General features: G+C 63.4%; 19 protein-coding genes. 5 read left to right on the top strand and 14 right to left on the bottom strand.

Features of this window, described 5'->3' with window-relative positions:
* The first annotated feature begins 151 nt into the window (after positions 1–151).
* The 4 genes from BMZ79_RS23960 (at position 152) to BMZ79_RS23975 (ending at position 3241) form a co-directional block, all read left to right on the top strand.
* Complete coding sequence (locus BMZ79_RS23960; protein ID WP_256253064.1) at positions 152–877, top strand: hypothetical protein; 726 nt, start codon at positions 152–154, stop codon at positions 875–877.
* A gap of 598 nt (positions 878–1475) precedes the next feature.
* A complete protein-coding gene (locus BMZ79_RS23965) occupies positions 1476–1922 on the top strand; it encodes a MarR family winged helix-turn-helix transcriptional regulator (RefSeq protein WP_090644915.1) in 447 nt (148 codons plus the stop codon).
* 41 nt (positions 1923–1963) lie between these two features.
* Positions 1964–2407 (top strand): DoxX family protein, encoded by a 444-nt coding sequence (locus BMZ79_RS23970; protein ID WP_090644918.1) that lies wholly within the window; start codon positions 1964–1966, stop codon positions 2405–2407.
* 57 nt (positions 2408–2464) lie between these two features.
* Positions 2465–3241 carry a pirin family protein gene (locus BMZ79_RS23975; RefSeq protein ID WP_090644919.1) on the top strand — a complete coding sequence of 259 codons (777 nt, stop codon included), beginning with the start codon at positions 2465–2467 and terminating at the stop codon, positions 3239–3241.
* Positions 3242–3323: 82 nt separating this feature from the next.
* Here BMZ79_RS23975 and BMZ79_RS23980 read toward each other — a convergent pair whose 3' ends face one another.
* The 4 genes from BMZ79_RS23980 to BMZ79_RS23995 form a co-directional block, all read right to left on the bottom strand.
* Positions 3324–4832 carry an alpha-glucosidase/alpha-galactosidase gene (locus tag BMZ79_RS23980; protein ID WP_090644922.1) on the bottom strand — a complete coding sequence of 503 codons (1509 nt, stop codon included), beginning with the start codon at positions 4830–4832 and terminating at the stop codon, positions 3324–3326.
* 119 nt (positions 4833–4951) lie between these two features.
* Positions 4952–5881 (bottom strand): helix-turn-helix domain-containing protein, encoded by a 930-nt coding sequence (locus BMZ79_RS23985; RefSeq protein WP_371263782.1) that lies wholly within the window; start codon positions 5879–5881, stop codon positions 4952–4954.
* Positions 5882–5883: 2 nt separating this feature from the next.
* A complete protein-coding gene (locus BMZ79_RS23990) occupies positions 5884–7077 on the bottom strand; it encodes a SulP family inorganic anion transporter (protein ID WP_256253065.1) in 1194 nt (397 codons plus the stop codon).
* Between the two features lie 201 nt (positions 7078–7278).
* Positions 7279–8862, bottom strand: coding sequence for a HEAT repeat domain-containing protein (locus BMZ79_RS23995; RefSeq protein WP_090644928.1), 1584 nt, complete (start codon positions 8860–8862; stop codon positions 7279–7281).
* Between the two features lie 143 nt (positions 8863–9005).
* Here BMZ79_RS23995 and BMZ79_RS24000 point away from each other — a divergent pair, with 143 nt between their 5' ends.
* Entirely contained in the window at positions 9006–9872 is an 867-nt protein-coding gene (locus tag BMZ79_RS24000) for an AraC family transcriptional regulator (protein ID WP_090644931.1), read from the top strand.
* Positions 9873–10108: 236 nt separating this feature from the next.
* On the opposite strand, the gene BMZ79_RS24005 is transcribed toward BMZ79_RS24000, so the two are convergent.
* The 10 genes from BMZ79_RS24005 to BMZ79_RS24050 form a co-directional block, all read right to left on the bottom strand.
* Entirely contained in the window at positions 10109–10849 is a 741-nt protein-coding gene (locus tag BMZ79_RS24005; RefSeq protein ID WP_090644934.1) for an ABC transporter permease, read from the bottom strand.
* Positions 10842–11765 carry an ABC transporter ATP-binding protein gene (locus BMZ79_RS24010; protein ID WP_090644938.1) on the bottom strand — a complete coding sequence of 308 codons (924 nt, stop codon included), beginning with the start codon at positions 11763–11765 and terminating at the stop codon, positions 10842–10844. Before BMZ79_RS24010 ends, BMZ79_RS24005 begins: the two co-directional genes overlap by 8 nt.
* A 36-nt stretch (positions 11766–11801) precedes the next feature.
* Positions 11802–12653 carry an ABC transporter permease gene (locus BMZ79_RS24015; protein WP_177222297.1) on the bottom strand — a complete coding sequence of 284 codons (852 nt, stop codon included), beginning with the start codon at positions 12651–12653 and terminating at the stop codon, positions 11802–11804.
* On the bottom strand, positions 12650–13645 hold the full coding sequence (locus BMZ79_RS24020; protein ID WP_090644944.1) for an ABC transporter ATP-binding protein: 996 nt from the start codon (positions 13643–13645) through the stop codon (positions 12650–12652). Before BMZ79_RS24020 ends, BMZ79_RS24015 begins: the two co-directional genes overlap by 4 nt.
* The gene (locus BMZ79_RS24025; RefSeq protein WP_090644947.1) at positions 13642–14820 is read right to left on the bottom strand and encodes a hypothetical protein; all 1179 of its coding nucleotides are present in this window, start codon (positions 14818–14820) and stop codon (positions 13642–13644) included. The genes BMZ79_RS24020 and BMZ79_RS24025 overlap by 4 nt, the downstream gene beginning before the upstream one ends.
* Positions 14817–15335, bottom strand: a complete 519-nt coding sequence (locus tag BMZ79_RS24030; protein WP_090644951.1) for a sigma-70 family RNA polymerase sigma factor — start codon at positions 15333–15335, stop codon at positions 14817–14819. Before BMZ79_RS24030 ends, BMZ79_RS24025 begins: the two co-directional genes overlap by 4 nt.
* Before the next feature lie 188 nt (positions 15336–15523).
* The gene (locus tag BMZ79_RS24035) at positions 15524–17167 is read right to left on the bottom strand and encodes an ABC transporter substrate-binding protein (protein WP_090644954.1); all 1644 of its coding nucleotides are present in this window, start codon (positions 17165–17167) and stop codon (positions 15524–15526) included.
* Positions 17168–17305: 138 nt separating this feature from the next.
* Positions 17306–18217 (bottom strand): carbohydrate ABC transporter permease, encoded by a 912-nt coding sequence (locus BMZ79_RS24040; RefSeq protein ID WP_090644957.1) that lies wholly within the window; start codon positions 18215–18217, stop codon positions 17306–17308.
* Positions 18218–18228: 11 nt separating this feature from the next.
* Positions 18229–19179, bottom strand: a complete 951-nt coding sequence (locus tag BMZ79_RS24045) for an ABC transporter permease (RefSeq protein WP_256253078.1) — start codon at positions 19177–19179, stop codon at positions 18229–18231.
* A 20-nt stretch (positions 19180–19199) separates the two neighbouring features.
* The gene (locus BMZ79_RS24050) at positions 19200–22202 is read right to left on the bottom strand and encodes a beta-galactosidase (protein WP_090644962.1); all 3003 of its coding nucleotides are present in this window, start codon (positions 22200–22202) and stop codon (positions 19200–19202) included.
* Positions 22203–22711: the final 509 nt, after the last annotated feature.

The following is a 22711-nucleotide window of genomic DNA, read 5'->3' on the forward strand; positions in this document are numbered from 1 at the left end:
TTTTTCCCCTTGCCATTTTACGGTATTGAGGCTCCATGTCTATCCTTCATTGTGTGCCTAAACCATGGTTCTTTATGTATCGCTCCCCCATGCATATTTGAAGTTTCGTCGCCCATTCTAAGGATAGGCTGACGAAAGGAGCGACCTTTTGATGAAGAAGCAAGCACGATTCATGACCCTGCTGGCCGCCGCGGCGTTATGCCTCGCCGTCATCAGCGGCTGCAATTATCAACGCTATGTACAGAACAGCACGTACGATTACGGCAGTCAGAACAAAGGGGATCCGAAAATGCTGGGCAGCCGCATGTACGGCTCGATGAGTAGCATGCCGGGCCAGCACGACAACGCCTGGTTCGAATACAGCTCCCTGCTGTCCAACGACGTCTCCAATATCAACGGCGTAGCGGGCGCGCTTGTCATGCTGACCGACAAGAACGCCTACGTCGGCATCACGACCGATTGGACCGCGACGCACACGCACCGTGCAGGAGGCAAGCGCGAGCAGGATAACACCGGCTCGACCGAGGGCGTGTACAATAACGATACGGGCAGCCCCTATTGGAATAATCAGCGGATCGCGACGCCTTATAACTCCTACTTTACCGTCAATGACCATAACCAGTTGTCCGGCGAGCTGAAGCAGACGATCGCGATCCATATCCGCAAGCTGGCGCCCGAAGTGCAGGAAGTGCATATCTCGGCGAACAAGGAATTCAACAACCACTTGGTGCAGTACGCCCAAGAAGCTTGGGCCGGCCGTTCGCTGAAGCCGTGGCTTGCCTCCTTCAACCAGCTCGTGAAGCATCAATTCGCCGGCGGCAACGATGTGCCGGCTCCGCTCGACGTTCAGCAAGGACGGGCCGCGCCGAAGAAATAAAGCCCGCGGTTTCGATAAGGGATATGGCCGGGGTGCGCGAACAGAACGCCCCGGTCTTCATGTTTTCCTATATATAATGAAGAAAAAATTCGTTTTTCCTGGCAATGTCAGGCCCGGCTCGCGGATTTAATCCGTTTCGGCTGAAGTCCCCGGGTTCTAGGATATGTGCCATGCCGCCGACCATGCGGTTCGAATCGTCTGCAATCGCTATTCTCTCCTCCTCAGCTCTTCCCTCCTCCTCATACTCTTTTGGTTAGAACCATCCTCTGCAGCGTCCCGCGGTCCATCATGTCTTTTCGCTGCTTCCGCGATCCCGTCGCTGCCGCGGCGCCTTCATCTACGAGACAACGTTTTTGCCTGCTTTCGGGCCGCATTCGCATAGGCAGTCAAGCTTTCTTTTACCCGTTTCTTCATTAATATATCCGCTGCATCGATTGGTCGCCGAATCCCCCGGCCCGAGACTGCCGGATGACGCTGACTGGCTCGAATGGACAACAGCCTCCCCCCCGCGAACCGGCTTGACTTTTCGACCGAAAAGATTTATCTTTAAATAAAGATAATGAATATTGAGAAAACGAAGCGAGCGAGGTGTCATCACATGACGGCAACCGACCGAGAGAACGAACTCCGGTTGTTTATCACGCTTTCCCGGGCGCATCAATGGGTCACCGCCCACGTGCATCAGGATATCCGCAAACGCGGGCTGAACCCGACGGAATTCGCAGTTCTGGAGCTGTTGTACCATAAAGGGGAGCAGCCTCTGCAGCAAATCGGCGAGAAGATCCTTATGACGAGCGGCAATATTACGTACGTGATCGACAAGCTGGCCGACAAGGGGCTCGCCAAGCGGAAAGCGTGCCCGACCGACCGCCGCGTCACGTTCGCGGAAATCACGGAGGAAGGGAACCGGTTCATCGAGGAAGCCTTCCCGCCCCATACCGAGGCGATCGCAAATGCGGTGCACGGCCTAACGCCGGACGAACAGCGCCAAGCGATCGAACTGCTAAAAAAGTTGGGGATCGCCGCGCAGAACAGTTTTACGTAGCGAACGCCCGCCGGCATGGAGACGCGCGAACGGCCGGCAGCATGAACGGACTCGAAAACATTCGGGATGCGCGCATCCCCTCGGAGGAGATCGCAATCGGTATCGCGCTCGGATTATTGATTATTCGGCTGGCGGTCGGGTTGACGCTGGCCGGACACGGCACGCAGAAGCTGTTCGGCTGGTTCGGGGGCTACGGCCTGAAGAGCACCGGCGGCTGGATGAGTTCCATTGGCTTAAAGCCCGGACTCGCGATCGCGCTGCTGGCGGGATTGGCCGAACTGTTCGGCGGCCTGTTGTTCGCGCTCGGCTTATGGGTGGTCGTCGCCGCCGTGCTCATCGTGCTGACGATGCTCGGCGCGATCGCGTCCATCCACTTCCGGCACGGCTACTGGGTCAGGCAGAACGGCATGGAATATAACGTCATTCTAATCGCCGTCGCCATCGGCGTCGCGCTCGTCGGGCCCGGCGAATACGCGATTCCTTAAAGCGCGGCGCAAAAAAACTCGATGGACGAAAGCCACAACAAACAGGAGGCATGCAAGATGCAAACGCTCGTATACGGTCCGACTTTACAGGCGAAAGGCGCTTTTGACGGCGGGAATATCACCGAGCAGAAGCCGATCGGCTTCTCCGGCGAAGGCTCCGTCGTGAAACGGGTCAGCACGCTGTTCTACTGGGCTTGGGCGCATGCCCAAAACGACGGGTATATTCCGCTTCATCCGCATCAAGCCTTCGAAATCATGACGTACGTCGTGGCCGGCAAAGCGGAGCACGGCGATACGCTCGGCACGAAGAGCAGCATCGGCGCCGGCGGGGTGCAGCTCATGCAGACCGGCTCCGGCGTCAGCCACGAGGAACGCTTCATCGGCCCGGACATGGAAGGCTTCCAAATCTGGTTCGAGCCCTCGATCCAAGAAGCGCTCAAAACGACGCCGACCTATCATCAGTACGAGCATGAGGATTTCCCGATTCGCGCGGGCGAAGGCTTCACGCAGAAAACCGTCATCGGCGAAGGCTCGCCGATCGCCATCGTCGCCGATGCCCGCATGTGGGACGTCGAGCTCGCGCCGGGCGCCGTTTATCGCCATCCGGTCGAGGATGGCCGCACGCTGACGGCGCTTGCCATTCGCGGCGACGGTACATGGTCCTACGCAGGACAGCCGGACAACCGGACCGACGTGAAGCACAAGGACTTCATCCTCGTGCGGGCGGACCGCGCGGACGAGGTCGTCCTCTCCGCCAAGCAGGACGCGCCGCTGCGGCTCATCCTGATCGATGTACCGACTTCGGTCGATTATGCCCTTTATCCGAAACGTTAATCCGCCGTTTGCCGTAAAAAGGCTCCGCATGCCCGGTGTTATCCACCGTAGCGTGCGGAGCCTTTTGTCAGGAGGTACGATTTCAGTGCGCGGCCGCCGGACGTTCCTTCGCCTTGTCGGACTCGCCGGCATTGCGGGTCGCCGCTTCGCGGTCCTGCATCAGCTCTTCGACCGTCTTGGTCTTGAGACGCGCCGCCCCTTGGTACCCTTCGCGCGTCGGCACGCGGTCGCCCGATGCCAGCCGCCGCTCCGCCGCTTCGATCGCGGCCGTATACTGCGGCAGCCATGTCGCCTGCGCGACCAGCATCTCGTCGACCATCTGCCAGATCTCCTTCGGATTGCAGACCGCGCCCACGAGCGGATCCATCATCATCGCCTGGCGCAGCAGCTTGTCGTCGCCGCGGACGGCGGCTTCCACGGCCAGCCGCTGCACGGAGATGCTGACGTTGCACACGGCGGCGCAGCCGAGAGGCAGGTCTCCGACGACCGGCATGTTGATGCCGTTGCGATCGACGTAGCCCGGCGCTTCGATGATGGCATCATCCGGCAGGTTCGTAATGACGCCGTTATTCACGACGTTGAAGTGCCCGCGATAGACGCGGCCGGTTTCCAGCCCTTCGATGATGTAGGAACCGTGCTCTTCGCCGCGCTTCTCGGCCGAGTAGACGTACGGGTCGGACTTCATCCAATTCGGGAAATCCGTCTCGAACCAGTTGCGGCCTTCCGTGCAGACGCGCAGGTAGCCGCCGGTCTCGCCGTTGATCCAGCTGCCGAGGTCGATCCAGTCTTTGATCTCGTCCGGACGCTTGCGGTACCACGGCACGTATTCGCTTAAATGGCCGTTCGATTCCGTGGAATAGTAGCCGAACCGGCGCAGCATGTCGATGCGCACCTTCTCCGTCTGCTTGAATTCCGGATGATTTTCGAACGCTTCCAGCAGGTCGCCGGTGCGATCGACGCCGTTCGTCTTGACGGACACGTACCATGTCTGGTGATTGATGCCCGCGCAGATGATGTCGACGTCCTTCTTCTCGAGGCCGAGGGCGCGCGCGATCTGGTGATGGCCGCCCTGCACGCCGTGGCACAGGCCGATCGTGCGGACGCCGCCGTACTTGTTGCAAGCCCACGTCAGCATGGCCATCGGATTGGCATAGTTGAGCAGCAGCGCATTCGGCTCGGCCACTTCGCGGATGTCCTTGCAGATCTCGAGCATCGCCGCGATGCCGCGCTGGCCGTACATGATGCCCCCGGCGCACAGCGTGTCGCCGACGCATTGGTCGACGCCGTACTTGAGCGGAATGTCGACGTCATGCTGGAACGCTTCCAGGCCGCCGATGCGCACGACGCAGAACACATACCGCGCGTCCTTCAGCGCTTCGCGCCGGTCCGTCGTCGCCTGAATCTCGATGGACAAGCCGTTCTCGTTGATATCCCGCTGGACGAGCTGCGTCACCATGTCGAGATTGTGCGCGTTAATGTCTGTAAACGCAACTTGAATGTCCTTGAACTCCGGCACCGCGAGCAAATCGCGCATCAAGCCGCGCGTAAAGCCGATGCTGCCCGCGCCGACAAACGCTACTTTAAAAGACATGAAAAAAGCCTCCTCTTCGCCGTTTGGGGGTGGTGAATCTCGCTACCCTCATTGTAGCAGGCAAGAAAAGAAGGCGTTTCCACATTTGCAACGGGTTTGCGGGCGAGATGTCAACTATCTCAACTTCCGGTACTCCCGGCTTCGGGCTCTCCGGAGAACGCTTGAATGGACGCTTGCGACTTGCGGTACGCGGCGGGCGACAAGCCGGTCATCTTTTTGAACAGCATGCTGAAATATTGGCGACTGTTCAAGCCGACGTAATCGGCGATATCGATGATCGGCACGTCGGTGCGGGCCAGCAGCATCTTCGCTTTCTCCACGCGCAGCTCCGCCAAGTATTCCGACAGGGACACGCCGATGTTCGCCTTGAAAATCCGCTGCAGGTAGACCGGGTGCAAATTGACCGCCGCCGCGATGTCCTTCGCCTGAATGTCGCAGTCGTAATGCTGGTGGATGTACTCCGCCGCGATGCGGACGTAGCGGTGAATCTGCCGGTCGGGGCCGTCCTCGGCGCCTTCCGCCGTCAATCGCGCGACGCGGACGAGCAGCTGGGAGATGAGCAGGTTCGTCATGTTCTCTTTGCCCGCGCCCGCGCCGCCGATATCGAGCTCCAGCACGAGGCTTTTCAGAATCTGCTGTACGTCCGCGGAATCCCGCAGCACGATCGTGCCGAGCCCGCGCGCCAAGAACGCCGCGAATTCGGCGTCGCTGTCGGCCAGCTGCTTCATGGACGGGAATATGCCGTCGCAGGGCTTGAACGAGAATTCGACGTTCAGCATCCGGCACGGACTATCCTTGCCGACGATCAGCTTGTGGGACACCCCGGCATCCAGCAGGATGAGATCGCCCTTGCGCATCGCCATCGCGCCGCCGGGCGTCTCGACCGTGCACGTTCCGGAGAGGACGTACATGAATTCCGTCCAGTCGTGCGTATGGAACGCCATATGGAAGTCGTCCCACTGCTTGTAATAGTACGCGACGATTTTCGGACGGTAATCCCCGTCCGTCCGCCACCGCGTCTCGTAAAGGCCGCCGTCCGGCATCCCCATCCCTACCCTTCGAAGGCGCGATTCCGCTCCCGTCCCCGGGATCGGCGCAGAATCAGCGTGAAGATGCCGCTCGCGACGACGCCGACGATGACGCCGACCGCCAAGTCATGCGTCGCGACGACCGCCGCGACGGTAAGGACCATGACTACGGTTTCCGCTATGGGCACCTCGCGCACGTTGAAGATCGACTTCCAATCGAAGATCGCCGCGCACACCATCAGCATGATGCCGACGAGCGCGGCCATCGGCACGAGCGACAGCAGGTCGCCCAGCACGACGACGAGCAGCAGCAGGAACAGCGCGGCGACGAGCGTGGACAACCGGTTCCGGCCGCCCATGCGCACGTTCAGCACGGATTCCGCCACGAGGGCGCAGCCGGCCATGCCGCCGAAGAAGCCGGCGACGAAGTTCGCGATGCCTTGGCCGCGCATCTCGCGGTTCTTGTCCGTCCGCTCCCCCGTCGTCTCGTCGAGCAAATTCTGCGTCAGCATCGTCTCCGTGAAGCCGACGACGGCCAGCGACAGCGAATACGGCAAAATGATGCCCAGCGTCTCCCACGTGAACGGCACGTCCGGCAGCAGGAACGACGGCAGCGACACGTCGATCGCCGCGATGTCGCCGATCCGGTTCACGTCGTGGATGCCGAATGCCCAGACGGCGATCGTCAGCAGGACGACGGCCGCGAGCGGCGACGGCACGGCTTTGAAGAAGCGCGGCAGCACGTAGATGATGAGCAGCGCCGCGGCCGCCAGCGCGTACATCGTCCAGTTCGCATGCTCGAAATACCGCAGCTGCGACATGAAGATCAGAATCGCCAGGGCGTTGACGAAGCCCGTCAGCACCGGCTTCGGTACGTAGTTCACCAACTTGCCGAGCTTGAAGACGCCCATCAAATATTGCAAGACGCCCGTCAGCACCGTCGCCGCGAACAAGTAGGCGATGCCGTGCTCCTTCACGAGCGTCAGCATCAGCACCGCCATCGAACCCGCGGCGGCGGAGATCATGCCGGGCCGCCCGCCGAGAAACGTAATGACGAGCAGGATGCAGATCGATGCGTAAATGCCGACCGTCGGCGGAACGCCCGCCATGAACGAGAATGCCAGCGAGTCCGGAATCAGGGCCAGCGTGGCCGTAATGCCCGCGAGCACGTTCAGTTTCACGTCCGACGTCCATTGTTTGCGCCAAGAACCGTTCAAATCGTCACCTCTAACCGTTGATTTTTCCGAGCGCCGGCCGGGACCGGCTCGTAAGCTGCTTCAACGGTTAGCATAACCCCGTACCCGGGGCAGGTCAACGCTCAATTTTTGCGTTCTCGGGGCGATTGCGCGCCTTCCGCTTGACGCGACCGAAACAAGAAGCAAGCCGCGCATGAAGGGGCGCCGCCGGCGGCGCGGCGGTTAGAACGTGCTCGCCTTATGCGTGTCCGGACACCAGCGGGCGATGCGGTAGTAGCGGATGAGCCAGTCGACCGCTTCGGGCGTGCGAATCGCCGTCAGCGCTTCGAACGCGTACGCCCGGGTATAGCGGTCGCGGCTGTCGAGGCCGACCCGCAGGCCGGAGACGACGACCGCGGGATCGCCCAGCCTGCCGATGCGCAGCAGCGATAACGCCGCCGTGTAGCCGAGCTTATTGGCGATGTAGTCTTGATTGGCGACGTACGCGCTCGGATTGGCGGAGGCGCCGCTTTCCTCGGCCTGTGCTTCTTCCTCGACCGACGCCTTCAGGAGCGCGACGAGCGCCGGCACCGTCAGCTCGGCCGGCTCGCCGATCATGCCGAGCGCCTCCGCGGCGTTGCGGCGCACCCATTCGCTCGCGTCCCCGAGCGCCTCGATCAGCGCCGGCACCGCCGGCGCGGCGGCCGCGCCGTTCATGCCGAGCGCGAACGCGGCAAGCCCCCGCGCGTGCTCGCCGGCATCGCGGAGCGCGTCCGTCAGGCCGGGCAGCGCGGCCGCGCCCGCCGCCTGGAGGCCGTACGCCGCGCGCTGCGCCGCCGGCTTCGAGCCGCTCCGCAGCTGCGCGAGCAGCTCGGCCGTCCCGGCCGCGCCGAGCCGGCCGAGCGCGTACGCCGCGTTCAGGCCGACATCCTCGGCCGCGTCGCGGACCCGCTCGCCGAGCTTCGCGGCGCTCCCCGCGGCGGCTTCGCCGAGCAGGCCGAGCCGGTCCGCCGCTCGGGCGCGAACGGCCGCGTCCTCGGCGGACAGCCGCGCGTCCAGCTCGGCCGGCGACGCCTCGCCGAGCGTTCCGGCGGCAAAAGCGGCCTCCGACGCCCGCCCTTCGCTTCCGAGCAGCCAGCGCCATACATCCTGCCATAGGTTCAGATGGCCGTCCGGCAGATAGGCCGGGAACGCCGGCGCGACATTCGCGTCGTGGTTCCAGCTCGGCGCGGCCGGCTCCCGCAGGCGCACGAATTGGAACTTCAGCATGTAGCGGTCCAGCTGCGACGTGTTGAGCGACGCTTTATGCCACAGGTCGAAGTGCACGAGCGCGATCGTGCCCGCCTTGCCCGCCGGCAGCACCGATTCCCGGCCCGGGAACTTCTCGCCGTACTGCGAGCGCGGCATGATGGCGGTCGGGCCCATGTCCTCGGTAATGTCCTGCGTATAATAGAACAGCATGACCCACCACGGACGGTGGCTGCGCATCGACGACCAGTAGCCGTCCTTATGCCATTGACCGCCGCCCGGCGCCTGGTTGCCCGGCTGGTTGTAATGCATATGCCGGTGGGGATGCATATAATAGTCAGGTCCGAGCAGGCTCGTCAGCGCGCCTCGCACGACCGGCGTCTCGAAGAACTTGCCGATATCCGGCACGCGCGGCAAAATATTGTTCCCCGGGTTGCCTTCCTCCCCGAGGACGAAATCGATCTGCCGCATGACGCCGTCGTGCAGCGCCTTCGGTAATTCGTTGCGAAGCACCAAGTACCCGTTGACGGTAAACTCGGCCACCTGCGCGTCGTTCAGCAATATCATGTCGTTTTCCATGCTTGTCAGTCCCTTCGGATCGTAGTGAATGTGCTATAGTGATACTGTAAACGAACGCGCTTCGCGTGTATTTAGCGCACAGTCAGCTTGTTGCACGATCGTCAGGTCAATTGCCCGATGCCGCCGAGGAGGTCCGCCCCGCCATGGATTTCGCCCGCTTTCATCCCTACGTCTATTACGCGACGCGGTATGCGTTCTACCCCGGACAAGCCAGCCTGAACCGGCACTGCTATTCGGCGTCGATCTACTTCGTGACCGAAGGGCGCGGCATATTCCGGCTGGACGGCCGCGAGTACGAGGCGCTGCCCGGCATGCTGGTCTACGCGGAGGCCGGCCGCCGCCACGACTGGGCCTCGAGCCGCGACGCGCCGATGACGCACGCCTGCTGCTATTTCGACTGGCGTTACGTCGACCGGACCGCGGCGTTCCCGGACGCGGCCGGCCCGATCGCGTACGAGGCGGCGTCCTTGCGGCGCGAGCTGGTCGGCGAACCGTTCCCGCATTCCATGCCGAACGTCATGCAGGTCGGCGCCTCGCTCCGCGGCTGGATCGAGCTGCTGCAGCCCTGCTACACGCCGAACGAGCATACGACGGAACGGACGTTCATCCGCAGCCTCTCCGCCCAAAGCCGCTTCATGCGGTTCATCGACCAATTCCTGAACTACGCGCTGCATGAAAACGACATTCCCGACCCGCGCGTCACGAAGCTGCTCGCGCGGATCGAAGAGGATCTGCTGAACGGCCTGCGCGTTCCGCCGGAGACGTACGCCGAAGGGCTGGGCTTAAGCCGCGGCTACTTCTTCGAGCTGTTCAAGCGGACGACCGGCGCGTCGCCGATTCACTACATGAACCGGTTTCTGGTCAACCGGGCGAAGGACGATCTCCGTTCCTCGAACCTGACCGTCGCGCAAATCGCCGAGAAGTACGGCTTCAGCTCCGTCCACTACTTCTCCCGGCTGTTCCGCCGGCATGCGGGCAAATCGCCGCAAGCGTTCCGGCAGGAACGATGACCGGCACTCGCAGCCCGAGACGACAAAAGAGCGCCAGGGCCTTGGCCTTGACGCTCGTCTTCCTATCCTTCTTTCTATCCTTATTCCTATCCTTATTCCTATCCTTATTCCTATCCTTATTCCTATCCTTATTCCTATCCTTATTCCTATCCTTATTCCTATCCTTATTCTTCGCGCGGCACGGCGCAGGCGACCTTCCGCCCGCGACCTCTGCCCGTTCCCATCCGCCGGGCGCCTTACCCGCTGTGCACGTCCGCCTTGCGGAAGTACGCGGCGATGAACAGCAGCGGCACGACGAACGCGATCGCCATCGTCGTATATCCGACCGCGGCCGAATTCATGCTCGGCGACAGGTTCGTCGTCAGGTTCAGCGTCGCGCTCCACGGATAATACATGATGTACTTGGACTGCATGATGGTCAGCTCCGAGATGACGGCGAAGATGCCGAGCCCCATCGCCGGAATGTAGCTGCGCCAGAGCAGGGCGACCGCCGCCGAGATCGGCGCCAGCGCGTACTGCAGGAGCAGCAGCAGGCCGTACTTGCCCGCTTCGTCCAGGAACAGCTTCATCGTCAGCGACGAAGCCGCGCCGTGGAAGACGAGCCCGGAGCCGAGCACGAGCACGAACGTCAGCAGCATGACGGCGAGCAGCACCGGGAACGCGATGATGAATTTGGCCGTCAGCACGGCAAGCCGCGAATGCGGTCCCGTCAGCATGTTGTTGACCGTCCGCTCCTGAAACTCGCGGGCGAACAAGTAGCCGATAAGCAGCGAGAAGAGGGCCGGGCACATGAGCATCGCCATGATTTGCAGCGTTATCTCGAAATAATCCTTCCATTGGAACGGCTGGCCTTGGGCCGCGGCGTTCAGCTGGACGAGGAACACGAGCAGCGCCGGCAGCAGCGCGCCCAGCAGCACGAGCCACAGCATGCGCGACCGTTTCCATTTCAGCCATTCGCAAGCGATCAAATCAAGCATGCGCGGCACCTCCTTCCACCAGGCGAACGAAGTAGTCTTCGAGCGAATCCTTCATCGCGACCAGGCTGCTGACCTCGATGCCTTCGCGGACGAGCAGCCGGTTCATCTCGGACGGCTGCTTCCCTTCGTCGTAGACGCGCAGCCAGCCGTCGTCCTCCAGCCGGCAGTCCCGGACGCCGAGCTCATCGCGCAGCAGATCCTGCGACTTCGCGAAATCGTCGACCTGCAGGCCGATATATTGGCGATTCTTGTGCTTCAGCTCCTGCATCGTCGCTTCCTCGAGCATGACGCCGCGGTGGATGATGCCCACCTTCGTCGCCAGCTGCTCGACCTCGCTCAGGATATGGCTGGACACGAGAATCGTAATGTTCCGCTTCTGGGCCAGCTCCTGAATGAGCTGCCGCATCTCCTTGATCCCCATCGGATCGAGGCCGTTCGTCGGTTCGTCGAGGATGAGCAGCTCCGGCCGGTGCAGAATCGCCCGCGCGATGCCGAGCCGCTGCTTCATGCCGAGCGAGAAGTTCGACGCTTTGCGGTTGCGCGCGTCCCACAGTCCCGTCGTGCGCAGCGAATCCTCCAGCGCGCCCTTGTCCTTGACGCCCATCAAGCGGCGGTGAATCTCCAGATTCTCGATCGCCGTCAGGTTGGGGTAGAAGCCGGGATATTCGATCACGGAGCCGACCTTGCGCAGTACCGTGTCCCCGCCGTTGATTTCCTCCCCGAAGAGCTTGACGGAGCCCGAGGACGGGCGGATCAGCCCCATCATCATGCGGATCGTCGTCGTCTTCCCCGCGCCATTCTGCCCCAGGAAGCCGTAAATGTCGCCGGGGTTCAGCCGCATGTCGACGCCGTCGACCGCCTTGACCCCTTTATAATGCTTGCATAAGCCTTGCACGTGCAAGATCGGTTGTGCCATTGTCGTTCGAACGCTCCTTCTCCCATGTTGATGCGATTATGCGATGTCCTTCCGCCTGAAGGCCCGGCAGCCGAGCGCCAACAGCGCCGCCCAGTACGCGGCCGAATACGCGACGAACGCCGGACTCGGCGCGTTGGACGGCGAGAACGGCCCGAGCATGTTCAGCATGTCCGGCAGCAGCGGCACGTCGAGCCCCCCGATGATCTCGTACGTCAGCCGGTAAAACAGCGCGTTCGCCGGCATGAACATCGAGACGATGAGCGAGATGCTGCTGAGCGTCTCGTTCCCGCCGTTCAGGTTGAAGACGGACTCCGCGAAGTTCATGAACAGGCTAAGTCCGTACAGGATGGCGCAGGCCACGCCGTTGCCGAGCATCGGCAGATACGAGGAGCCGAGCAGCGACAGCGCGAGCAGCAGCTGCGGCCCCCAGCAGAAGAGCAGCCAGGAGCGGAACAGGCTGCCGGCCTGCATCGGCACGTCGGCCATGAAGTGAACGGGCAGCAGAATGGCCAAGAACAGCACGGTGCAGTAAATGAAAATCCAGAACCCCGTGCCGAAATATTTGCCGAGGTAAACCTTCCAGCGCGGAATCGGCCGCGCCAACACCGCCAGCATGAGCCCGTTCTCGATCTCGCCCGAAATCGTGCCCATCGTGGCGAAGAAGACGAGAAACGCGACGATCATGCCCGCGAACATCAGGCCGACCGCGAGCAGCGCGATGCCGTCGATCAGGCTGGCGAAGGGCGCGCGAAACCCGCTCGGTTCCGCGTGCGTCATTTTGTAGAGACCGAAGTTGAACATGCCGATGAACAGCAGGGTCAATACGCCGGTGACGAGCACGATTTTTTTGCGGAACAGTTCTTTCCCCGCGAACGCGATCCACATCATCGTTCCGCGTCCCCCTTCCCGCCGGCTGCGTCGCCGGACGCGGCGGATCCGGTCGCGCCCGTCATGGACAGGAACCATTCCTCCAGCTTCCCTTGGACCGGCTTCACTTCGTACAGCGTCACGCCCTCTTCGATCAGCAGCCGGTTCAGGTGCCCGATCTGCTCCCGGTTATGCGCCGTTACGCGCAGGACGGCGCTGCCGTCCGCCTCCTGGCGGACCGCCGAGAGCGACATGCCGGGCAGCAGACCGCGTCCGACCGCCTCCGCCAGCTCCGGCTGCCAGCCGCCGACCGTCGTCTCCCAGCTCGTGCCGGCGTGCAGCAGCTCCCGCATGGTGCCGACCGCCCGCAGCCGTCCGAGATGCAGGAACGCCACCTCGTCGCACACGGCTTCCACGTCCTCGAGCAAGTGCGTGTTCAGAAACACCGTCTTCCCTTCGGCGCGCAGCCGCTCCAGCAGCTGCCGCACCTCGTAGCGCCCGATCGGATCGAGCGCGGAGGACGGCTCGTCGAGAATGACGAGCTCCGGGTTCATGAGCAGCGCGCAGGCGAGGCCGAGCCGCTGCTGCATCCCCTTCGAATATTGGCGCACGCGGTCCTGGCCGCGCTTGCCGAGGCCCGTCATGGCCAGCACCTCGCGGATCCGCGACGCCATGGCCGGCGAGCGTGTCTCGCCCAGCGTCTTGCCGTACAGCCCGGCGTGGTAGCGCAGCACTTCCTCGCCCGTCAGCCAATCCTGGAAGCGGAAAAGCTCGGGTAAATACCCAAGCCCCCGCCGCGATTCCGGATGGCCGATCGGCTTGCCGAGCATCGTGCCGCTGCCGGCGTCCGGCCGAAGCAGGCCGATGGCCATTTTCACGAACGTGCTCTTGCCGGCTCCGTTCGGACCGAGCAGACCGAAGATCTGTCCGGGTTTTATTTCCAAGGAAATATCGAGGCACCCGGTTCCGGCTGCGTATGTCTTGGTGAGTCCCCGCGTGACCAGCATCGTCATTTCATCAATCCTTTGGCTTCCTTCATAAGGGCGTCCTCGGTCGGATAAACGCCGGTCGAGCCGCCGAGCACGTACATCCAGTCGTTCTCGAGCCAGATCAGCATCCGCTCGTGGCCGTTCGTCGAGACGATGGCGTCATGGCCGCCGATGGTCACGGTGTGCAGCTTATCGCCCTCGCCTTCGATCGTCGGCACCGGCAGCGTCGTCCGCCAGTCGCCGATGGCGGCCAGCTTGGTCCGCAGGTCGTCCGGCAGCACCGGCAGGTCGAGCACCGCCTGGCGAATCTGGTCGACGTCGACGCCGCTCGGCACGTCCAGCGACGGGGACGGCAGCTGCATCAGATGCTTGGACGCATCGCCGGTCTTCGGATCGCGGACATCCATCGAGAAGCTACCCGGCACCGTCAGCTTAATCGCCTCGTCGTCGATCGCGGCCGGGAATTGCGTCTTGCCGCCGAGCATCGCGATCAGCTTGTTGATTTCCTTCGGATGCAGCTTGAACGTAAGCTGCTGCTGCGGCATGTACGCGATCGCCTTCAGATCGGCCCCGGGCAGCTGCTTCAGCGGGCGTCCGGCAAGCGTCTCCGCTTCCGCCGCCCCGACGGCGCGCTGCTTCCCGTCTCCGCTATGCTCGATCTCGCCGTACCGGCTCATATCGAGCTGCTGCTTGCCGATCGTCCCGTTCTCCAGCGCGTCGCGGAAGCCGTCCAGATCCGCCTGGCTGAACGACACGGTCTCGAAATGCTGCACCCGGAACGTGTTCAGCATGCCCGCCATGACGTCCTGGCCCCAGGACGTGAACAGCATCGTGCCGGCCACGACGACGGCCGCCGCGGCCGACAGCCATCTGCGCTTGGCCTGGCGCCGCTTCCGCGCGGCTCCCGGCGCGAGCGCGGTCTGCGCCCGCTCTCCTTGCGCGTCCTCCAAGCCGAACGGATCCGCGATTCCCCCGTTTGCCGTCAAGCTTCCGGGCGCTTGCCCCTCATTCATCCGCATGGCCGGCTTCATGGCCGGCGTCGTTTCCGGTTTCGTTTCCATCTCCGATCTCTCCCTCCATCGTTCTGGTACAGGCTCATCCTTCACGGCCTTGAACAATCGGTTCAGCGCGTCTTCGATCTGTTCGTCCGTCACGTCGAGCTCGGGACCGCGCTTGTCCGCTTGCTTCCGTTCGTTCATGACTCCATGGCCTCCTCCGTCAGCAAATTTTTCTTCAGCCGCTTGGTCGCGCGCATCAGCAGCGTCCCGACGATCTTGGGGTTCACCTGCAGCGCTTCGGCGATCTCGGCGTGGCTGTAGCCTTTTTCTTTCATTAATAAGGCGTTGCGGTCGCGCTCGGACAGCTTGTTCAGCACATTGCGCACGACTTCCCGCTCCCAATTCTGAATGACGGCCGTCTCGTTCGACGGCACCGACCGCTCTTCGGACATCGCCTGCAGCTTCTCCGTCAAATTCGCTTCCCGGCCCGACTTGCGGTAATGGTCGTACACGATGCGGGTCAGCACGCGATGCAGCCAAGCGCCGGCGCGATCCAGGTCTTCCGGCGGATTGCGGTAGAGCCGCAGGAACACGTCCTGCGTCAAATCCTCGGCCGCGGCGCGGTCCCCGACGAGCAGGGTGATTTTCCGCAGCACCGACGGGTAATGTTCCCGGAACAACGCCTGGAACTTCGCCGGCCCTTCCTCTTGCGGCATACGCTTATCGCCTCCTTCACTCTTTAAGACGACGGATATGGATTATCTATAGCATACCTCAACCAAGAAATTTCCGGTGCGGATCCGGTGCGCCTTCGACCATGTCCGATGCCCGCCGGAACGCAAAAAAGCCCGGCAGGGATGATCTCCCTGCCGGACCGGGGCCGCCGCCCGCGGCCTGCCGCGGATTAGCCTTGCTCCGACGCCTTGAACGCGTCGAGCTGCTTCTGGATTTCGTCCTTCACCTTGTCGTAGCCCGCCGCCTTCAGCTTGTCGCGCAGCGCTTGGACCGCCTTCTCCGGATCGCCCGCCTTGCCGAACAGAATGGCCGGCATTTGCTCGCCGACGACTTGGGAGATGGCCGTCATTTCGGCGTCGACGTTCGTTTTGTCGAAGACGAACTTGCCGTACGGGAACGGCTTCTTGATGCCGTCGTACTTCTTGTAGATATCGCCGATGCCGCTCCAGTCGGTATCCGACGGAATTTCGTTCTTGTCGATGCGGCCGCCCCAGAAGTCGGTGTAGAAGCCGTTCTTCGCGTCGTCGTAGCCCGCCGGGCGCGTGCGGATGCCGTCTTTGATTTCGTACTGCACGCCTTCGAGCCCGTAGTTGATCAGTTTGTACAGCTCCGGATCCTGGCGGATCAGATCGTAAACCATGAGCGCCCGCTCCGGATGCTTGCTGTGCGCGCCGATGGACGTGCCGCCGTGCGTGATCGGCATGGAGATCAGGTTGCCGCGCGTGTCGGAGTAGGCGAACATTTGCAGCTCGGACCCCGGCTGCTGCTTATCCATCTCGACGCGCAGGCCTTTGAACGTCTGCGTATGGTGCGCGTCCGTGCCCGTCTGGCCGGCCTTCAGCTCCGTGCGCGTGTCGCCCTTGTAGTTCAGCACGTCCTCGCGCCAGTAGCCGGCGTCGCCCCACTGCTTCGTCAGCTTGGCGAAATCGATGAACGTGTCGTTGAAGATCGGGCTGTCGACGGTGTAGCGCTCGTCGTAGGACTTGCCGTAGAACACGCCCGCGTACCCGGTCGAGATCGGCAGCTCGATATTGTCCGTGTACGCCGTCGCGAAGCCCGTATACAGCGTGCCGTTCGTGCCGTTCGCGTCCCAAGGAATGACGTCCTTCATGTTGTCCTTGATGCCTTGGAAGTACTTGCCCAGCGTCTCGAAATCGGTGATCGGCTGCGTGATGCCGAACTGCTTCGCCCAATCGCCGCGGTAATAGATGCCGTGGTTCACCCATTGCGTGTAGTGGTCTTCCGGAATGAGGACGATATCGTCCTTGAACTTGCTTTGGTCCCAATCCTCCTGCGGAATTTCCGCGTACGTGAGCGGCGCGTACTTCTCGAGCAGGTCGTTCAGCGGCAGGAACGCGCCGCGCTGCGCGTTGCCCCACGTGTCGAGCCAGTCGGTGCCGATCGTGATCAGGTCGAGCGGCTCGCCGGACGCGAGCAGCAGGTTGTATTTCGTCTGCCAGTCGGCCCATTCCACCCACTTGAACTGCAGCTCCGCGTTGACCTTCTGCTTCAGGATGGCGTTGACCTTCTCCATGACCTTCTCCAGCTGGCCGTTCTTCGGCTTGTCGCCGAGCACGACGTACGTGATCGTCTCGAACTTGCTCGTGTCGATGCCGCCGGCGTCGCCGCCCGCATTGCCGCTCGCATTGCCGCTGTCGGCATTGCCGGCGCCGTTGCCGCCCGCGTCCCCGCCGCTGCCGGCGTCCGCCGAGTTTCCGGAGCCGCCGTTGTTGCCGTTGCCTCCGCATGCCGCCAAGCCGAGCACCAGGATGAGCGCCAATACGAGTCCTGCCCATTTCTTCGCGTGTCTCATTCTTTCTAGCCTCCCCATGGAATGGTATGACATGGATACTGCGCCGTTCGCGGACGAGGATCGTTCGCGTGCCGGCTATGGAACAGGTCGGCGCGAAGGGCGCTTCCCTGCGGCCATTCTTTGCGCATGATGGCCGGCTTACCCTTTCACGGCGCCGACGGTGATCCCTTGGATGAAGTACCGCTGCACGAACGGATAGAACAGGATGACCGGCCCGGTGGCGACGACGGCGGTGGCCATTTTCATCGATTCCAGCGGCATGTCGCGCAGGGGCACGTTGGACGCCGCGGAGGAGTTGCGGATAAAGTCCGCGCTCGTGATGACGTTGTACAGGAACAGCTGCAGCGGCCGGTACTTCATGTCCGGCGACAGGAACAGCATCGCGTTGTACCATTCGTTCCAGTAGCCGAGGGCGATGAAGAGGCCGATCGTGGCCAGCGCGGGCGTCGCCATCGGCAGGATGAGGCGCAGGAAGATCGTGAAGTCGCCGGCGCCGTCGATCTTGGCGGATTCCGTGATCGCATGCGGAATCGACTTCGTGAAGCTCTTCATCATGATGATGAGGAACGGGCTCATGAGCCCCGGCAGCAGCACCGCCAAATAGTTGTCCCCGAGGCCGAGGTACTGCTTGACGAGCAGGTAGAACGGCACGATGCCGCCCGAGAACAGCGTCGTGAAGTAAATGAAGAACGAGATCGCGTTGCGCTGCTGGAAGTCCGGCCGCTGCAGGGCGTAGCCGGTCATCGCGACCAGGAACAGGCCGACCGCCGTGCCGACGACCGTGATGAAGATCGTGACGCCGTAGGCGCCGAGGATGAGATCGGGATTCTCGAAGACGATCTTGTACGCGAACGTCGAGAATTCCCGCGGCCAAATATTGAAGCCGTGCTTCGCGATCGTGCCTTCGTTCGTGAAGGAAGTGCCGAGCACGAGCAGGAACGGCAGCAGGCAGCATAGGGCGAACAGCCCGATGAAAGCGTAACCAAAACCTCTGACGAACAAGGACGTCGCATCGCTTCGGATGCGTCGGCGCGCTGCTTCAGCTTGCATGATTCTCCCTCCTAGAACAGTGAATTATCCGGCGACGCCTTCTTCACCAGCCAGTTGGCCGTGATGACGACGATGAAGCCGAAGACGGACTGGTACAGGCTGACCGCGCTGCCCATCGAGAAGTTGAAATTGTTCATGAGCGAGCGGAAGACGTACGTCTCGATAATATCCGTCGTCGAGTAAAGCGACGTGTTGTTCGCGCCGACCAGGTTATAGAAGAGGCCGAAGTTGCCCCGGAGCACGCCGCCGAGCGAGAACAGCAGCAGGATGATGAAGGTCGGCTTCAGCCACGGCAGCACGATGTAGCGGATGCGCTGCAGCGCGTTGGCGCCGTCGATCTCGGCGGCTTCGACCACCTCGGAGTCGAGGCCCATGATCGCCGCGAAGTAGACGATGGAGCCGTATCCCGTGGACTGCCACAGAAACGTGACGATGATGATGACCGGCCAAATGTGCGGATTGGAGTACGTCTTCACCGGATCGGCGCCGAGCGACTTCAGGATGACGTTCAGCAGGCCGTAGTCGTAGCTCAAAATGTTGTACGCGATCAAGCCGACGATGACGAACGAAATGAAGAACGGCAGGAACATGATCGTCTGCGACACCTTCTTGAACCATTTCTTGCGCAGCTCGTTGAGCAGGATCGCCACGAAGATCTGCAGGAAATTGCCGAGCACGATGAACGCCAGGTTGTAGGCGATCGTATTGATCGTCAGCCGCCACAGATCGCCCGTCATGACCAGAAACCGGAAGTTCTCGAAGGCCACGAACGGGCTCTTGAAGATCCCGTCCGTGTAGTTGTATTTAATGAAGGCCAAGTACAGGCCCGGCATCGGCAGGTACGCGAAAATCGCGAAGAACAGCACCGCCGGGGCGCACATCAGGAGCAGCGTCCGATTGTTCCAAAACCGCTTCCACCCGGCTTTCGCCGTCCGCGGACGGGCCGCCGCTTCGGCCGCCATTCTTGGCTGCGTGATCGTTTTCATTGCTTATCCTCCTCGGTACGCTTCTTCGGCTCGCCCACCGGCACGAACGTCAGCCGCTCCAGCCTGCCCGGCTCTCCGGTCTCGACCGCCTCGAGCAGCAGCGTCAGGCGCGCGCCGTCTTCCCGTTCCAGCAGCCACGGTCCCGGCAAGTAGAACGACGCCTGGTCCCCGCCGCTGAATACCGGCCTCGACGACGACGCGCCCCCGGCCGTCCACAGCCGGCCGACGATCGTATCGCCGAGGAACGCCGTCAGCTTCAGTCCGCTGCCCTCGGCCCGCGCCCGCCAGCCGCCCGGCACGCCGCCGGCTTCCTCCGGAAGCGTCCCGTACAACCAGGCGACGCCGCCCGGCGCCAGCTCGACCGGCAGCTCCGCCGCCGCGGCGCCGGCCGCGAGCCGCTCCGCGTGCTCGAGCAGTCCCGCTTCCTCGCAGGCGGACAGCGTCCACTCCCGCGACGCGTTCCCTTCATATAAGATCACGTCGCCGGCCGGCAGGCCCAGCACCCGCTCGAGGAAGACGGCGATCAGGTTGTCTTCGCCGGGCCGCACGAACGCGGAGATGTCGACGTACGGATCGAACGGATGCACCTGGCCGGCCGCCGCGCCGTTGACGAAGACCCGGGCGATCGCTTGGATGCCCTGGAAGCACAGCGTGAACGCATCCGCCGTCCCGTCCGCGACGAAGCGCCGGCGGTAATATTCGAAGGCGGGGTGGTCCGGCGACAGCCAGCCGCCGAAGGCGACGATCGGCCAAGCGGCATCGTCGCAATCCGGGCCGAGCAGCTCCGGCAGCAGCGCGCGATCCCGCATCCTGCGCACGCGCCAGTTGGACGTCAGGCGCCGCTTCGCGGTCACGGCCGTCAGGCCGGCCAGCCCTTTCAGGCTGTTCAACCGCAGCCCGGGCAGCCGCGGATCGTCGAAATTGGTATGGCCCCAAATTTCGACCCGGGCCGTCAGGCTCTCGCCGGCGCCGATCGTCATGGACTCGCTAGCCGGGAGGTACCGGCTGCCGCCGCCCGGCGCGACCGTGCCGACATAGTCGGCTCCCGCATAGAGCGAGACGACGTCTGCGCCATGCCGCAGCAGCAAGCCCTGGGCGCGCTTGCCTTCGGGCAGGCCGCTCGCGGCGCGGTACCAGGCGAAGCCGCGGTACACGCCGTGCGCCTCGAGCGGCTCCGCCGCCGGCAGCGGCACCGCCGGCTCCGCGGCGAGCGGCTGCGCGGGCGCCGCGTCGCCGCGCGTCCAGCCGACGCGCAGCTCGCGCGGCGCATCGTCGTAGTCGGCCGGCGGCCGGAAGCTCAAGCCGCCGTCGTCGCCGATGCCGGCCAGCAGCAGCGCGTCCTCGCGCGCCAGGCCGATCAGCGTCAGCCGGCGGCCGCCGGCGAGGACGAGCGTCGCCGAGGCGATTTGGCCCGGCACCGCTTTATAATGGAAGACAAGCTCGCCGTCCAGCGCTTGCACCGTCATGCGGGAGGCGGTTGCCGCGGCTTCGGCCGCGAGCGCGTCCGCCGCATGAGCCGCATTGGCCGCGGGGCCGTTCGCGCGGGCCATCGCGCTGTCCGCGTCGGCCGCCACGCCGTTCGCGGCTTCATCGGGCGCGGCTTCCCCGAGCGCCAGCGCGATCTCGCCTTCGTGCTCCGCGTGGAACACGAGCACGGTGCGGTCGGCGGCGCGGTGCGCGTCCGACAGCTCCGCCGTCGCGTAACGGAGCGTTCCCGCCGGGACGCCCCAGCGCGCGAGCGGCACGCCGGCCGGCAGCATCGCGCAGCGCATCGGCACGCTCTGCAGCCGCGAAGCCCGCGGGATGCTCCGCGCCCCGCCGGCCGCGTCCGCCAACCGGAGCGCGACGGCTTCCGCCTCGCCGCCGACGTTGGCGAGGAACAGCAGCTCCCCGCCGCCGGCCAAGCGCAGCGTCCGCTCGAGCAGCGCGCCGCCCGCCGGTTCGCCGGCGTTCCGCTCCAGGCCGGCGGTCTCCGCCGCCGGAGCCGACGCGGCTTCCGCGATCGCGTCGCCGTACGTCCGGATTACCCGGCGCAGCAGAAGGCCTTCCAGCGCTTCCGGCCGCAAATGGCCCTCCGGCGAGATCATGCCTCGGAAATCGTAATCGGACGTCATGAACGCCAGCGGGTCGCCCCAATTGTTCGTGCCGTTCGTGAAGCCGAAGTTCGTGCCGGATGCCTGCAGGTACGGCCCGAGCAGCTTCGCGCCGCAGGAGAGCAGCCGCCGGAGCAGGAAGTGCGAACGGTTCGTCTCCGTCACGAGCAGCGGCAGGTTCAATTCGGCGAGCCGCCGTTCGTAGGACGCGGCCTTGTCTTCGAAGGCCGGATCGCGGTCGTTCGGGTAGAAGTTGCAGGTCGGCACGACGCCGTCGACCGTCCCCGATGCTTCGCGCAGCCCGCCCTGTCCGGCGCAGGCGATGAGCGGCACCGTGATGCCGCCGGCGAGAGCCAGGTCGCGGAGCGCCGCGATGTAGGCCGCCGGATCCGGGCAATCGTAGAAGTCGAGCTCGTTCTCGAGCTGCACGCAGAGGACGGTGCCGCCGCGGTTCGCCTCGTACTTGGCGAGCAGCGGGAGAATGCGGTCGTACCAGCGTTTAACGGCCTCCATGTATGCCGGCTCGGCGCTGCGGATGACCATGCCGGGCTTCGCGAACAGGTACGCGGGCAGTCCGCCGCCGTCCCATTCGGAGCAGATGTACGGACCCGGCCGGGCGACGACCCAGAGGCCGGCTTCCACCGCCTGCCGCAGGAAGAACTCCGCGTCGCGCTCGCCGGCGAAATCCCAGCGCCCTTCTTCGAGCTCGTGGTAGTTCCAGGGGAAGTACACGTCGATGGCGTTGTAGCCGCAGGCTTTGACCTGCTCCATCCGTTCGCGCCACAGCGCGCGGGGAAGGCGGAAATAAAAGAGCGAAGCGCAAAGCACGATTTCGGCTTGGCCGCCGATGCGCAGGGATGAAGCGCCGAGCTGCAGCGCCGTGTCGTGCGTCGTATCCATGTTCATGCAGAATCCTCCCGAAGCTCAACTTAATAGGCATGCGTTTATGAAACCCATTTCATAAGCAGGGGAAAAAAATACACGGCGACATGCGGGATTAGACGAGAAGCCTTGCGTTCTCCATTCCGGGAATGCGCGTGTATCGATGCCGGCCGGCTGCGGGCGGCAATCGTGCGGCTATGCGATTGAAAGCGGCGGCAGCGTATTGTGTACGGCTGCGATGGATGGCTTGTGATGCGGTTATGGCTGCGATGAGACGAATACCGGTTCGTGAAGCGATGCAGGCGTTGCGATGGATGGCAATGATCATGCGGTGAGTCCGAAGCCGTGCAGCTTGATCTTGCGCTGCTGCGGTTGGAGTGCGGCGGTGCAACTTGATCTTGCGCTGCTGCGGTTGGAGTGAAGTGTGGGCCAGCCATTATCCGGCGTGAATGAAACCCATTTCATTCCGGGGTAAAAATGAAACCCTTTTCATCAGGGCTGCCTTGATTTGAAGTTTACCCGCAAAATGATAG

Source organism: Paenibacillus sp. UNC496MF (genome assembly GCF_900113915.1).
GTDB classification, from domain to species: domain Bacteria; phylum Bacillota; class Bacilli; order Paenibacillales; family Paenibacillaceae; genus Paenibacillus_Z; species Paenibacillus_Z artemisiicola.